The 12351-nt window shown below is 36.8% G+C and carries 19 protein-coding genes and 1 pseudogene; all 20 read left to right on the top strand.

All coding sequences use genetic code 11. The features are described from left to right. Positions 1 to 50: 50 nt before the first annotated feature. The 20 genes and pseudogenes from DWW33_RS12650 (at position 51) to DWW33_RS12740 (ending at position 12175) form a co-directional block, all read left to right on the top strand. Positions 51 to 362, top strand: a complete 312-nt coding sequence (locus DWW33_RS12650) for a helix-turn-helix domain-containing protein (protein ID WP_158565043.1) — start codon at positions 51 to 53, stop codon at positions 360 to 362. Positions 363 to 491: 129 nt separating this feature from the next. Beyond that, the gene (locus tag DWW33_RS12655) at positions 492 to 1361 is read left to right on the top strand and encodes a hypothetical protein (RefSeq protein ID WP_117529004.1); all 870 of its coding nucleotides are present in this window, start codon (positions 492 to 494) and stop codon (positions 1359 to 1361) included. Between the two features lie 16 nt (positions 1362 to 1377). Continuing rightward, positions 1378 to 1527 (top strand): hypothetical protein, encoded by a 150-nt coding sequence (locus DWW33_RS15725; RefSeq protein WP_156454676.1) that lies wholly within the window; start codon positions 1378 to 1380, stop codon positions 1525 to 1527. Positions 1528 to 1630: 103 nt separating this feature from the next. Continuing rightward, on the top strand, positions 1631 to 1984 hold the full coding sequence (locus DWW33_RS12660) for a helix-turn-helix domain-containing protein (protein ID WP_118589283.1): 354 nt from the start codon (positions 1631 to 1633) through the stop codon (positions 1982 to 1984). 122 nt (positions 1985 to 2106) lie between these two features. Next, complete coding sequence (locus tag DWW33_RS12665; RefSeq protein WP_118639636.1) at positions 2107 to 2514, top strand: recombinase family protein; 408 nt, start codon at positions 2107 to 2109, stop codon at positions 2512 to 2514. Continuing rightward, complete coding sequence (locus tag DWW33_RS12670) at positions 2508 to 2729, top strand: terpene synthase (RefSeq protein WP_117813346.1); 222 nt, start codon at positions 2508 to 2510, stop codon at positions 2727 to 2729. Before DWW33_RS12665 ends, DWW33_RS12670 begins: the two co-directional genes overlap by 7 nt. Further along, positions 2719 to 3045 (top strand): helix-turn-helix domain-containing protein, encoded by a 327-nt coding sequence (locus DWW33_RS12675; protein ID WP_117813344.1) that lies wholly within the window; start codon positions 2719 to 2721, stop codon positions 3043 to 3045. Before DWW33_RS12670 ends, DWW33_RS12675 begins: the two co-directional genes overlap by 11 nt. A gap of 11 nt (positions 3046 to 3056) precedes the next feature. Continuing rightward, positions 3057 to 3440 carry a resolvase gene (locus DWW33_RS12680; RefSeq protein WP_117788090.1) on the top strand — a complete coding sequence of 128 codons (384 nt, stop codon included), beginning with the start codon at positions 3057 to 3059 and terminating at the stop codon, positions 3438 to 3440. Beyond that, positions 3440 to 3871: a type II toxin-antitoxin system PemK/MazF family toxin gene (locus DWW33_RS12685; protein ID WP_117813342.1), complete on the top strand. Its 432-nt coding sequence runs from the start codon at positions 3440 to 3442 to the stop codon at positions 3869 to 3871. Before DWW33_RS12680 ends, DWW33_RS12685 begins: the two co-directional genes overlap by 1 nt. After that, positions 3846 to 4058, top strand: coding sequence for a DUF6462 family protein (locus DWW33_RS12690; RefSeq protein ID WP_117813341.1), 213 nt, complete (start codon positions 3846 to 3848; stop codon positions 4056 to 4058). Before DWW33_RS12685 ends, DWW33_RS12690 begins: the two co-directional genes overlap by 26 nt. An 88-nt stretch (positions 4059 to 4146) precedes the next feature. Then, complete coding sequence (locus DWW33_RS12695; protein ID WP_117788085.1) at positions 4147 to 4317, top strand: DUF6290 family protein; 171 nt, start codon at positions 4147 to 4149, stop codon at positions 4315 to 4317. Between the two features lie 38 nt (positions 4318 to 4355). Continuing rightward, positions 4356 to 5591, top strand: coding sequence for a tyrosine-type recombinase/integrase (locus DWW33_RS12700; protein ID WP_117813441.1), 1236 nt, complete (start codon positions 4356 to 4358; stop codon positions 5589 to 5591). 177 nt (positions 5592 to 5768) lie between these two features. Continuing rightward, positions 5769 to 6239, top strand: a pseudogene (locus DWW33_RS12705) (methionine--tRNA ligase subunit beta); the annotation flags it as partial. Positions 6240 to 6484: 245 nt separating this feature from the next. Continuing rightward, on the top strand, positions 6485 to 6754 hold the full coding sequence (locus tag DWW33_RS12710; protein ID WP_118063360.1) for a DUF6462 family protein: 270 nt from the start codon (positions 6485 to 6487) through the stop codon (positions 6752 to 6754). Then, entirely contained in the window at positions 6744 to 6971 is a 228-nt protein-coding gene (locus tag DWW33_RS12715; protein WP_015526718.1) for an excisionase, read from the top strand. The genes DWW33_RS12710 and DWW33_RS12715 overlap by 11 nt, the downstream gene beginning before the upstream one ends. A gap of 13 nt (positions 6972 to 6984) precedes the next feature. Further along, the gene (locus DWW33_RS12720; RefSeq protein ID WP_118063362.1) at positions 6985 to 7368 is read left to right on the top strand and encodes a TnpV protein; all 384 of its coding nucleotides are present in this window, start codon (positions 6985 to 6987) and stop codon (positions 7366 to 7368) included. Between the two features lie 45 nt (positions 7369 to 7413). Then, a complete protein-coding gene (locus DWW33_RS12725; RefSeq protein ID WP_243003885.1) occupies positions 7414 to 7713 on the top strand; it encodes a hypothetical protein in 300 nt (99 codons plus the stop codon). Positions 7714 to 7822: 109 nt separating this feature from the next. Further along, on the top strand, positions 7823 to 8431 hold the full coding sequence (locus DWW33_RS12730) for a recombinase family protein (RefSeq protein WP_015526714.1): 609 nt from the start codon (positions 7823 to 7825) through the stop codon (positions 8429 to 8431). Between the two features lie 255 nt (positions 8432 to 8686). Next, on the top strand, positions 8687 to 11500 hold the full coding sequence (locus DWW33_RS12735; protein WP_118639638.1) for a DNA methyltransferase: 2814 nt from the start codon (positions 8687 to 8689) through the stop codon (positions 11498 to 11500). A 291-nt stretch (positions 11501 to 11791) separates the two neighbouring features. Beyond that, a complete protein-coding gene (locus DWW33_RS12740) occupies positions 11792 to 12175 on the top strand; it encodes a hypothetical protein (RefSeq protein ID WP_180211098.1) in 384 nt (127 codons plus the stop codon). Positions 12176 to 12351 lie beyond the last annotated feature (176 nt).

Raw genomic sequence — 12351 nt, forward strand, 5'->3', positions numbered from 1 at the left:
TGTCCGTCCTCAAACGAGTTAACGGTAACAAGTTTTAAAGGATGGACAATATGAACAAGGAAATAAGAGAATATGATAAGAATGTACAATTTGAAATAGGGCAGAGAATACAGGAAATGCGACTAGACAAAAATATGAAAAGCATTGAGTTGGCAACGGAATTGGGAATAACAAGGAACCAAATGTCACGGATTGAAAATGGTAGAGCAAATTGCACTATACAGCAGTTATATATAATGTCACAGATATTTGAGCACAGTATGGATTATATCATATCGGGCAAAAGGGGCAGACAGGAAAATAAGATAACATTTGCCCAGAGAGAGGCAATTGATAAAATGTTGAGGGCATTTGATAAATAAACAGTACTTTGCATAAATATCTTTTCATGCAAAAAATAGAAAGTTTTTGCTTTGATATGCAAATGTTGTGCAAAGATTTGACTACACGCAAAATCTATGGTATCCTTTGTGAAAGGAGGAAGCAAATTAATGAAAAGAGATTTATCAATTCTATCAGAATATGTAAGAATAAGTACTCCGGATAAGGATAGATTGGCAGAATTAGTTGTGAGAGCAAAAGGTCCAGAGCTTAGTATGTCACAGTTCGCAAAAAAGTGTGAGGTTAATCCGTCTACGCTTTCAAGAATTGTAAACAAAAAAACAACGGGCAAAAATTCAGATGCTTTAATATTTAATATTGCGGAGAATGCAGATCCAAATAGTGGAGTTACCTTTGAAATGCTTATGTCTGCTCATGGCATGAAAAAGCGTAATTTAAATGGAAAAGTGGATACAGAAGAATACAGAGCATTTGAAAAAAATGCAGCTGACTTAGTACTGTCGGAGATTATGAAGAGGGGGTATAAAGTTCAGGTCCCAATGACACCTCAGGTTTACAATGCTTTAAATTATCATTATAGACCTGATTGGGAAATTGCTACTGATGCCGTTACTTCTGATAACACTATGGGACAATGGCTATTTGAGTTTTGGACAATGCTCGGTACGGAACAGCAAGCCATTCGTAAACAGACAATAAAACTAAGACAGAAATTATTGATGGTTTTAGGACTATATTATATGGATGAAGTCAAAGCAGATAAATTATCGTTTGTGGTTTTTAATAGAAAATTCTATAAATTACTTAAAGATACCTTGGAGGGGATTTGTGTAAAACCATGGATTACAATTATGCTATTTGATATGGAGCAAGCACAATTTATAGAAGAATTCACTTTTTTATCGCCTGATGGAAGTGTTCGTGATAGTAATATGAAAATTTCTATGAATGAAGAATGCGATGATTATACAGACGATTTGTTTGAAGATATAAATGGTCGTAATCAATTTATGGATTAGTCTATAGGAGGTGCTTATGGAAGAAGATAAAACAGTTTTATTATTTCGTCAGATACAGGCAGCAACTAAAAATGGTCATGATGCAGAAGTGCGCAGAGATAAAGATGGAAATTTTGTGGTTTATTCCGTAAAAAAACAGCGGGCAGATAAAATACAAGTTAAATAATACATCAGCTGAATTGGCAGTTGATAAGGGCAAAAGGGAGCCGATATCGTTCAATATTTGAATGATAGAGGCTCCTTATTTTTTTGTAAGGGAGGTGAGCAGAGTGATCCAAGAGATAAAAGAATATGATTCTGATACTTGTTCGAAAATTGGTATACGAATTCAAGATATACGAGAATCAAGACATATGAAAGCTATAGAGTTGGCAAGCTATCTTGGTATTGGTAAGAACCAAATGTCTCGAATTGAAAGTGGAAAAGCAAATTGTACAATACCACAATTGTATTGTATTGCACAAATCTTGGATTGCTCTGCTGATTTTTTGTTGTTTGGAGAAGAACACATGAATTATTCGCCGGAGATGGTGGAATTAGTAAACAATTTAAAAATGGTGACTGGAAGAATAGAGGGAGAAATTAAAAATAGTCTTTTAAAGACTACAAATCAGAAAAGATAGTCTTTAGAGTGGGCGCATAGGTTTTCTTAATAGAGTACCATAAACATGTGCTAAGGAACAGCACACCACGAGAGTGGAGGCGCCAAAACTCTCCAATACGAAATCGTAAAGGAGATAACAAAATGAATAAAAGAGATTTTAACGTAGTGGGAAACGAAGGTACAGATAATCAGGAGCTTGCTAAGGGAATTGCATTTATAAAGTCCCGCAGAGCAGAACTCAATGTAGTCCAGATGGTCGAGAATATGCGTGATCAGGCAATGCCTAACGGAGTAATAATTAACGATGCATATTGTGACCGCTCGATAACAAGAGACTATGACAGAGAAGCACTGAATGCTTTCTTTGCAATACTTAAAGAGGAAGATTTTGAGGTTGTAGTAGTCAGAAGCCTGAATGAGATCACCGATGACATTTATGATTTGGAAGAATTTGTTAAGACCATCACAGATATGGGCATATGGCTCTATTCTCTTGAAGTCGGTCCGGTGCCAATTATTGTATCTCATGCAGAGGACTTTGGATGCTAACGGAGTTCTTTGGTAGAGCGACAACAGAAAATCATTCCGGTCGGGACAAACAAGTCCCGGCTGTGAAGGATTGCAGATTTACACAGACTGCATTCGGAACAGTTGTACATGATTCAAGTGGGAAGTGGCTTGGTCAGTATGAGACAGAAGATGCAGCTGTAGAGATGTTAAGAGAAATGGCAAAGGTCGATGGAGGATATAGCGATGAAATATGATGGTTATGTAGTTGGACCGATACTCCGTAAGCTGCGTGAAGATAGAGGGTATTCCTTGACACGGTTATCAGAAGTAACAGGATTAAGCGTTTCCACATTGATTCAGATGGAACAGGGTGGAAGAAATCTCAGTATGAAAAGTCTTTATGTGTTAATGGAACTTTATAAAGTTGATGCAAATACAATTCTTGGGATAAATAAACGGGAGGATTGTAAATCCATCGATACAAGGCTTGCCAAAATGGAAAAAGAGAAGCGAGCGTATTTTACAGCTTCCTTTCTCTTTATGCTGGAAAATGCGGAAGCGATAGTTTAGGAGATGAATGTATGGCAAATAAAAACAAAGTAATTCGTAAGACAATAGAATGCATAGAGTATTTATCAGTCGAAGCACCACTTAGGAAAGTAGATTATCTGGAAGATAAGCAGAGCAAATATATCCATGAGTATGTGAAAAACAAGGAGTATTGCATTGTTGGAACAATGAGAAGACATGGATTTTCTCAAAGAGATGTTGACAGGCAATGGAGCGATATTGTGGATAAAATCCGAAGAAAAAAGGTTGATGGTGTAGTAATTGCCAATATGGCAGCAGTATCAGTCAATCTTCTGGATGCGTATGTGAAGGTTTGTGAAGTTGTAGAGGCTGGAGGCATAATCGTCACAGTGGATGAGGGTAGACTTGGACTGAATATTAAGGAGGCGTTCTGATGAAAAGAAGATATGAGAAATATAGAAAATATGATGTTGTATATGTCGATTTTGGAAATAATCCGCATGGAGTTCAAAGCGGTATCAGACCGGGAGTAATAGTTTCGTGTGATAGAAGTAACCATGAGTATGCACCACAGGTATGCATTGTCCCATTAAGCACGAAACTCAAAGACAATCCTGTGCATGTGAAACTTAATCCAGAAGATGTAAAGGGATATAAACTGAAAGCGAAGTCGGATTTTATACCAGAAGACATGCAGACTGTTTCTAAAGGGAAGATCAGAGGAAAAACAGGTTATATTCCGAAGAATTCACCGGTGCGTGATGATATAGACAGAAGTTTGATATTACAGTTGGATCTTTTATCTGCAGCAAGAAAAATGATTATGGAGGAAGTAGAAAATGGATGCGAAAACGAGGAAAACTAATAATAAAAGATTTGTCCGTTATTCAGAAGGTGCTGAGATGTATTCAATGGGAAAGACAAAATTTCAGGAATTAGCTAAGGATGCGAAAGCCTGTTATAAGGTCAATCAGTTGGTACTGGTGAATTTAGACATTTTGGACGCTTATCTGGAGACATTCCGTATAACAGATGAAGATTTCTATAAGTAAATTCAAAGATATATGGAGAAACTTGCACGAATACACTTGACTTATTGGCAGACAAAAAGTATAATATCTATATGAGGAGGTGCATAGGATGGCAAAGATGGGAAGACCTAAGAGTGAAAAGCCGTTAGATAAAAGAGTTACTATAAGGCTTAACGAAGAGGAATTTACTATTTTAGTCGAGTATGCGCAGAATCATGATATTACAGTAACGCAAGCTGTTAAGTCATGTATTCAGGAGAAAATCCTGAATAGGTGTTAGGTGCAAAGGACTCCTTCGTATTAGAAAGGAGGAGTACATTGGCAACAAGAAAGGATGGAAAAGGAAGAGCCTTGAGAAAAGGCGAACACTATCGAAAAAGTGATGGGAGATATTCCTATTCATATAACGATGTGTTTGGAAATCGAAAATTCATATACTCAAATAATCTTGCAAAATTAAGAGAACGTGAAGAACAGTTAGTAAGGGATCAGCTGGATGGATTAGATGTATATGTAGCAGGAAGTGCAGATTTGAATTTTGTATTTGACCGCTATATTTCAACTAAATCTGAGCTGAGAAGCACTACTCGTTCAAACTATCTTTACACATGGAATCATTTCATTAGAGATGGATTCGGTAAGAAGAAAATTGGAGATATAAAATATTCAGATGTTTTGTATTTCTACAACTATCTTATAACTGAGAAGAAATTGCAGATTAGTTCGATAGAAAGTATAAATACGGTGTTACATCCTACGTTTCAGTTGGCTGTTAGGGATGATATAATAAGAAAAAATCCTACCGATGGAGCGTATGCTGAAATAAAGAAGCGAAATGGCGGAACTAAAAAAACAAGGCACGCTTTAAGCGTAGAGCAGCAGAGGTCATTTATGAATTATGTTGCTGATAGTCCTATCTTTTACACATGGTATCCGTTATTTGCATTTCTATTAGGAACTGGATGTCGAATTGGAGAAGCAATTGGCTTGAGATGGGATGATGTAAATCTTGAGAATCGAATGATTGATATTAATCATAGTTTGACATATTATCCAAGGCGAGAAAAAACTTATGTATGTGAGTTTCGAGTATCATTGCCCAAAACCGAGGCAGGAAAAAGAGTCATTCCGATGATGGAACCTATATATAATGTTTTAAAATCGGAATACGAAAGACAGCAAGAAGAAGGCTTCTGCGATACAGTAGTTGATGGCATGACAAACTTCATCTTTACTAACCGATTTGGTAATCCACATAATCCGGCATCAATCAATAGAGCTATTAAGAGAATCGTGGATGCTCATAATGCTGAAGAGGAAGTAGAAGCAAAGAAGGAAAAGCGTAAGCCTATTATGTTACCAAGATTTTCGTGTCATATATTTAGACATACTTTTGCTTCAAGAATATGTGAGAATGAAACGAATGTAAAAATTATTCAGCAGTTAATGGGACACGCAGATGTATCGACAACCATGAATATCTACGCAGAAGTAAATGCAGAAAGTACCAGAGAATCTATTGAAAATCTGGCAAAAAATTTAGATGTTTTTTAGAAGAGAGTCCATATTAAATGGGACTTTCAGGTAGGACAACAAAATAGGATGGATGACAACAATCTGACAACAAAAAGACGTAAAAAGTTGCATAAATCCGAACAAAAATGAACTTATTAAAAAATGAATTATAAATGGATGCAAATCAGTTTGGAGAAATATAAAGTGCAAACAAATGTTCTCCCGACAATGAAGTCACTGGACGCTGATAAGAAAGCTTCCAAGACAACAAACAGCACTTCTGAAGCTGCACCGGAGAAAGAAGAAGTGATCGATTTCTCTAAGGTAAAAGTGGAGCCGTTATTCGAAGAATTTGTAGATTTCGATACTTTTAGCAAGTCTGATTTCAGAGCTGTAAAGGTAAAAGCATGCGAAGCTGTTAAGAAATCCAAGAAGCTTCTGCAGTTCACTCTGGATGACGGAACAGGCACAGATCGTACGATTTTAAGCGGTATTCACGCTTATTACGAGCCAGAAGAACTGGTAGGCAAGACACTGATCGCTATCACAAATCTGCCTCCAAGAGCTATGATGGGAATTGAATCCTGTGGTATGTTGCTTAGTGCAATCCACGAAGAAGAAGGAGAAGAAAAACTTCATCTTCTGATGGTTGATAACCACATTCCGGCTGGTGCAAAGCTGTACTAAAATTAAATATAAAATGTCTAAAACCATGATGTCAGACCGCATTTGACAACAATTTGACAACAAAATTTGGGATAATAATGAATCGTTATGAAGCATGACGAATTTTAGGTGGAAAGACACGGGTTTGGCAATGAAGCAAGAGCACTTCTTAGAGTTGATCTAAGAGGTGCTTTTTTTCGTGGAAAAATTATATTCCGGCAGTCAACTTCTGTAAAACAGTAAATCTAATTTTGGAGGAAAGCATTATGAATGAAAAGTACAAACCGATTACAAGTATGAAGGAAGTTCCGGAACATTTAAGAAAATTACGCCGACAGTATCTGCGATATCAACAGGCAGAGATTATTTACAGTATCTCTCATAAGAAACTCTTAGAGCTTGCCAGTGATGCAGGAGCTATTTACAGAATTGATGGAACGGTACTGATTCGTCGTGATATTTTTGATGATTACCTGGAACGTTTCCATGAACTGGCAACAGGAAAAGATAAGGAGAAGAAGACAGATGAGCGGTAATGTATGGATGTTTTCAGATGAGATTGACGATGAAGATCTGGAATTTATGAGCCATGACTATGTGACCTACAATATGGCGTGTGAGTATTACCGGTTGGGAATGAAACCTGTTATTCGCATGGCACATGAAGCTGGAGCAGTCTATAAGATTGGAAAGAAAGTTTTGATTCGAAGAAGTATATTTGAAGCATATTTACGTGAGCAAAGGAAAATCTGAGGGAGGCAAGCACATGAGCGAATTAAGAAAAAAGATACATGATGATAATAATGGATTGGATTATGTACTGGTAGGAGATTATTATCTGCCAGTGTTATCCTTACCGAAAGAAACCAGACCGATTGGCTACTGGGGGATGCTACGGAAGGAATATCTGAAAGAACATAAATCAGGAATGTATAGCTGTCTTCTTCTGACCGCCAGGCTGGACAGTCATCTGGCAGATGTGAATGAACAGGCACAGGAACGCTTTGAGCTGATTGAAGCACGGATGAGAAGTGCTGAGGGCGTAACAGAGGACTTGAAAGCACAGAATCCTATGGAATGGGTTCGCAGGGCAAATAATATCAGGAATCGTGCACAGGAAATTGCATTGAACGAATTGGTGTATGTATAGGAGGGCAAATGAGATACAGGATTGAGAAAGAGCAGGTGGGAATCTATGAAAATGACAAAAGAAATTGAAGAATTTTTAAATCTGGCAATAACAGAACACATGGGAAAGGCATATACGGACTGGAAATTAAAACAGCAAACAGATACAGAACCAGATAAAGTCGAGGAAGAATATGAAAAAGTAATAGCTTCACTTTCGCCGGAGCAGGAAGAAGCGATTACGAAATATTGTGATGCTATATTCAACAGTGGAGCAGATACAGAGGAATTCTTTTATCGACTGGGATTAAAAGATGGGATGAAGTTGAAAAAGTGCATGAAACAGATCCTTAAAGCATTGTCCTGAATAAGAGAGTAGTTTAGAGTGAAAAAGTTCAGAGAAGACATGGGGAGCTGTCTTTCTTTTGGGGAAGACAGCTTTTCACCTATCAGAGACTATGCAGGAGGAAACAAGGATGGGAAATATATTTGGATATATACGTGTCAGTAGTCGGGATCAGAACGAAGATCGGCAATTGATTGCATTGAAGGAGTTGGCTATCCCAGAAAAGAATATTTTTATTGATAAACAGTCTGGAAAAGACTTCAAGCGCCCACAATACAGAAAAATGATTCGACGTGTCCGGAAAGATGATCTTCTTTATATAAAAAGTATTGATCGCTTAGGACGTAACTATGCGGAAATACTGGAACAGTGGAGAATTCTCACAAAAGATAAAGGAATTGATATTGTAGTTCTTGATATGCCTTTACTTGACACTCGCCGGGGAAAAGATTTGATGGGAACATTTCTGTCAGATATTGTATTGCAGGTACTGTCATTTGTAGCAGAAAACGAAAGAACAAATATTCGGCAAAGGCAGGCAGAAGGTATTGCAGCGGCAAAAGCCAGAGGTGTGCGGTTCGGCAGACCACCAAGCAGATTGCCAGATAATTTTCACGATGTGTATCAGCGGTGGAAAAACGGGAAAATAACTGGAACGTCTGCTGCGAAAGAATGTAATATGCCCTTATCAACTTTTCGGTATCGTGCAGAAATTTACGAAAAAGCCAAATTATTGTAAGGTGGGTGTTTTACATGAAAGTGTACTTTCCTGTAAAATGCTCATTTTTTCTCTACTACTCCATAATATCATAAAACAGCCTATCTTCCAACGATAGAAGTTCGTTGACGATACCTCCAAAGCACTTGTCAAAAAGTACACATTTTTGCAGATGAATGATGATATACAGATACATGATAAGTATCGGTACTTTACCTGTCTGAGTTAATAGATTATGAATATGAGAGCTTACGGATACGCAGGAGGAAAAAAACGATGACCGATGCAGAACAGAGGGAAGCTGCCCGCCAATTTGCAAATAAATGGAAGGGGAGAGGAAGAGAAGATGAGGATGGAAGATCATATTGGATTGATTTTCTGTCAAACGTTCTTGGAATGGAGAATGTGACAGATCGTGTGGAATTTGAGAAAAAAGTTGTGGTAGATGGAAATACAAAAAGAATTGATGTGTATATTCCAGAAACGCATGTATTGATTGAACAAAAGAGTCTTGGTAAAGCACTGGACCATAAGATTATGAATTCTGGTTCAATAGAACTGACGCCGTATGATCAAGCAAAACGATATAATGATAATCTCCCATATGATGAAAAGGCACGTTGGATCATTACCAGCAATTTCTCTGATATATGGATTTATGATATGAATGCCAGAGTACCGGAGACAGTAAAAATATCATTGGATGAAATACCGAGTAAGTATCCGTTGCTTGATATTTTAATAAAGAAAGATGTGCAGAAAATCTCTCACGAGATGGAAGTATCGATTAAAGCAGGAGATATTGTTGGACTGCTTTATGAAGCATTCCTTACACAGTATAAGATTCCAGAAGTAAAAGCGAAAGAGGAAACCATTGAACAAAAAGAGAAAAGAGAGCATAAACTGAAAAGTCTGAATGCTTTATGTGTTCGAATTGTGTTCTGTCTTTATGCCGAGGATGCTGGGATTTTTGGAAAACGGAATATTTTCCATGATTATCTGAAAGCATATGAAGTGAAAGACTGTAGGCGTGCATTACTGGAACTGTTTAAAGTCTTGGATACACCTGTCTCTGAGAGAGACGAATATTTAGAAGAAGATTTAGCACAGTTTCCGTATGTGAATGGTGGATTGTTTTCAGATGAAACTATTGAGATTCCGCCGTTGACAGAAGAAATCAAAGAATTACTTTTGACCAAAGCTTCTGAAGATTTTGACTGGAGTGATATATCCCCTACAATTTTTGGGGCAGTGTTTGAGTCAACGTTAAATCCAGAAACGAGAAGATCCGGTGGAATGCACTATACAAGTATTTCCAATATACATAAAGTGATTGATCCGTTGTTTCTCGATAAATTGCAGACGGAATTTCATGAGATTTTGAAAATACAGGTGCAGAGGACAAAAGTAAAACGTCTGGATGAATTTCAGAATAAACTGGCTTTACTGACATTTTTAGATCCGGCTTGTGGTTCGGGAAATTTTCTGACGGAAACATATTTATCACTTCGACGGTTAGAAAATGAAGTCATTCGTGAAAAAGTTGGTGGTCAGATGACGTTGGGAGATGTTCATAATCCAATCAGAGTATCCATTCAACAATTTTATGGAATTGAGATCAATGACTTTGCTGTGACAGTAGCAAAGACAGCTTTGTGGATTGCAGAATCACAGATGATGGAGGAAACAAAAAATATTGTATATGGGTTCAATGATGATTTCCTTCCGTTGAAGACGTATGTAAATATTGCAGAAGGTAATGCACTGAAGGTAGATTGGAACAGCGTTGTTTTGGCTAAGTCATTATCTTATATAATGGGGAATCCACCTTTCGTTGGTGCAAGGTGGATGGGAGAAAAACAAAAAGAAGATGTTGCTGATATATTTGCTGGATGGAAAAGTGTAGGTAATCTCGATTATGTAAGTTGCTGGTATAAAAAGGCATCTGATTACATGAAGGAAAATATAAATATCAGAGCAGCTCTTGTATCGACTAATTCAATTACTCAGGGAGAGAGCGTTTCCATTTTGTGGAAACCACTGTTTGAAGATGGAATACAAATTGATTATGCATATAGAACATTTATATGGGATAGTGAGGCTTCGATCAAAGCACATGTACATTGTGTCATTATAGGATTTAGTAGAAAAAATGGTGCAGAGTATCAGAAGAAGATATATTCCAAGGACGATATAATAGTAGCAAAAAATATTAATGGTTATCTGCTGGATGCAGATAATATTTCAATTGAAAAAAGAATGAAACCTTTATCAGATGTTCCACCTATTTCATTAGGAGGACAGGCAATAGATGGCGGATATTTGATACTTACGGAAGAAGAAAAAGAAGAATTGATATCTAAAGAGCCACAGGCAATGTCTTTCATCAGACATTATATGATGGGAAAAGATTTTATTGATAGAAAACCAAGATATTGTATATGGCTAGTTGGGGCAGATCCATCATTATTGAAACGGTGTCCGCTTGTCAGAGAAAGAATTGATAAAGTTCGTGAATTTAGAATGGCAAGCACGAGAAATAATACAAGAAAAGCTGCAGATACTCCAGGATTATTTGCATCAATACTTGAATATGATTCTCCGTATATAGCGATACCGAAGGTGTCATCACAAAACAGAAGATATATTCCAATGGATTATCTGGATGGTGAAATTATTCCGGGTGATAAACTTTTTACAATGCCATCTGCAACAAGCTATGAGTTTGGTATATTGATGTCGAATGTTCATATGGCATGGACAAGAGTTGTATGTGGCAGATTAAAGAGTGATTATAGTTATTCTAATACGATTGTTTACAATAATTTCCCATGGCCGTCACCTACGGATGAACAAAAAGAAAAGATAAAGAAAACTGCACAGGCAATCTTAAATGCCAGAGCACTTTATCCAAATAGCAGTCTTGCAGATCTTTATGACCCGTTGACTATGCCGCCGGAATTACTTAAAGCACATAACGCAAACAACAGAGCTGTGATGGAGGCTTATGGATTCAGCACTAAAATGTCGGAAGCCGATTGTGTGGCAGAATTGATGAAAATGTATCAGAAGCTGACAGAAGAAAAATAGAAAATAATGATTAACCGAAAAGGCATTACCCGCAAATGGTTAGTGCCTTTTGTTTTGACTACTATAAAAATTGTATCTGTTTTCAGTTAAATTCTTTTAAATAAAAAGTATTCGCATGAGTTTTAATACAAATGTATAAAATGACAAGTGAATAAATAATAAAATAATAGAAGAACAAAAGATGAATAAAAAACAAATAAAAGACGAAAAGAAAACAAGAAAATAAATAGGATTGAACAGAATGGATGAATATGTTATAATCATATAGAAAACAGAAAGGAGGCGAGCAGAGTGATTGATTTATCAAATTTTAAGACGTTTGACTTTAGCGAGGGTGTACCATATATTTCGATTACAAGTAATGGTATTACATTCAACAAATCTGTAATCATGAAGATGAAATACCCAACATATGTAAAGCTTCTGATAAACGAATCTGATAAACAGATTGCGGTTCAAGCATGTGATGAACATGATGATAAGTCAGTACAGTTTTATAAGGAAAAATCAAATGGTGTTTTGTCGGTTCGATGGAATGCAAAAGATTTGATTAACACGATTGCAAGAATTTGTGATTGGGATTTGAGTCAGTTGTCGTATCGAGTAAATGGCGTATTAGTTCCAGAAATGAATTTAATGCTGTTTGATTTGAATGAAGCAGTCACTATGGTATAAGGCTTGCAACTTTTCTGATTCCAAAAAAAGAGTTCATTTGAGATTAGGGCCTCAAACGAACTCTGGCGGAAATAGCAGAGACAAAAGATCATCTACTAAAACCATATCTTTCAAATATATTTTAGTATTTGTTTCTGCCAATTTCCATACTTTTTCGGATTCGTCTGAGAAAAATC

This window comes from Roseburia sp. AF15-21 (assembly GCF_003479505.1).
Lineage (GTDB): Bacteria > Bacillota > Clostridia > Lachnospirales > Lachnospiraceae > Roseburia_C > Roseburia_C amylophila.

Bases quoted from the DNA above. Each gene is read 5' to 3' on its own strand.
- DWW33_RS12675 (WP_117813344.1), top strand. From the start codon at position 2,719: ATGAAATATGATGGTTATGTAGTTGGACCGATACTCCGTAAGCTGCGT.
- DWW33_RS12670 (WP_117813346.1), top strand. From the start codon at position 2,508: ATGCTAACGGAGTTCTTTGGTAGAGCGACAACAGAAAATCATTCCGGT.
- DWW33_RS12735 (WP_118639638.1), top strand. From the start codon at position 8,687: ATGACCGATGCAGAACAGAGGGAAGCTGCCCGCCAATTTGCAAATAAA.
- DWW33_RS12680 (WP_117788090.1), top strand. From the start codon at position 3,057: ATGGCAAATAAAAACAAAGTAATTCGTAAGACAATAGAATGCATAGAG.
- DWW33_RS12690 (WP_117813341.1), top strand. From the start codon at position 3,846: ATGGATGCGAAAACGAGGAAAACTAATAATAAAAGATTTGTCCGTTAT.
- DWW33_RS12730 (WP_015526714.1), top strand. From the start codon at position 7,823: ATGGGAAATATATTTGGATATATACGTGTCAGTAGTCGGGATCAGAAC.
- DWW33_RS12720 (WP_118063362.1), top strand. From the start codon at position 6,985: ATGAGCGAATTAAGAAAAAAGATACATGATGATAATAATGGATTGGAT.
- DWW33_RS12710 (WP_118063360.1), top strand. From the start codon at position 6,485: ATGAATGAAAAGTACAAACCGATTACAAGTATGAAGGAAGTTCCGGAA.
- DWW33_RS12725 (WP_243003885.1), top strand. From the start codon at position 7,414: ATGAAAATGACAAAAGAAATTGAAGAATTTTTAAATCTGGCAATAACA.
- DWW33_RS12695 (WP_117788085.1), top strand. From the start codon at position 4,147: ATGGCAAAGATGGGAAGACCTAAGAGTGAAAAGCCGTTAGATAAAAGA.
- DWW33_RS12655 (WP_117529004.1), top strand. From the start codon at position 492: ATGAAAAGAGATTTATCAATTCTATCAGAATATGTAAGAATAAGTACT.
- DWW33_RS12665 (WP_118639636.1), top strand. From the start codon at position 2,107: ATGAATAAAAGAGATTTTAACGTAGTGGGAAACGAAGGTACAGATAAT.
- DWW33_RS12650 (WP_158565043.1), top strand. From the start codon at position 51: ATGAACAAGGAAATAAGAGAATATGATAAGAATGTACAATTTGAAATA.
- DWW33_RS12715 (WP_015526718.1), top strand. From the start codon at position 6,744: ATGAGCGGTAATGTATGGATGTTTTCAGATGAGATTGACGATGAAGAT.
- DWW33_RS15725 (WP_156454676.1), top strand. From the start codon at position 1,378: ATGGAAGAAGATAAAACAGTTTTATTATTTCGTCAGATACAGGCAGCA.
- DWW33_RS12685 (WP_117813342.1), top strand. From the start codon at position 3,440: ATGAAAAGAAGATATGAGAAATATAGAAAATATGATGTTGTATATGTC.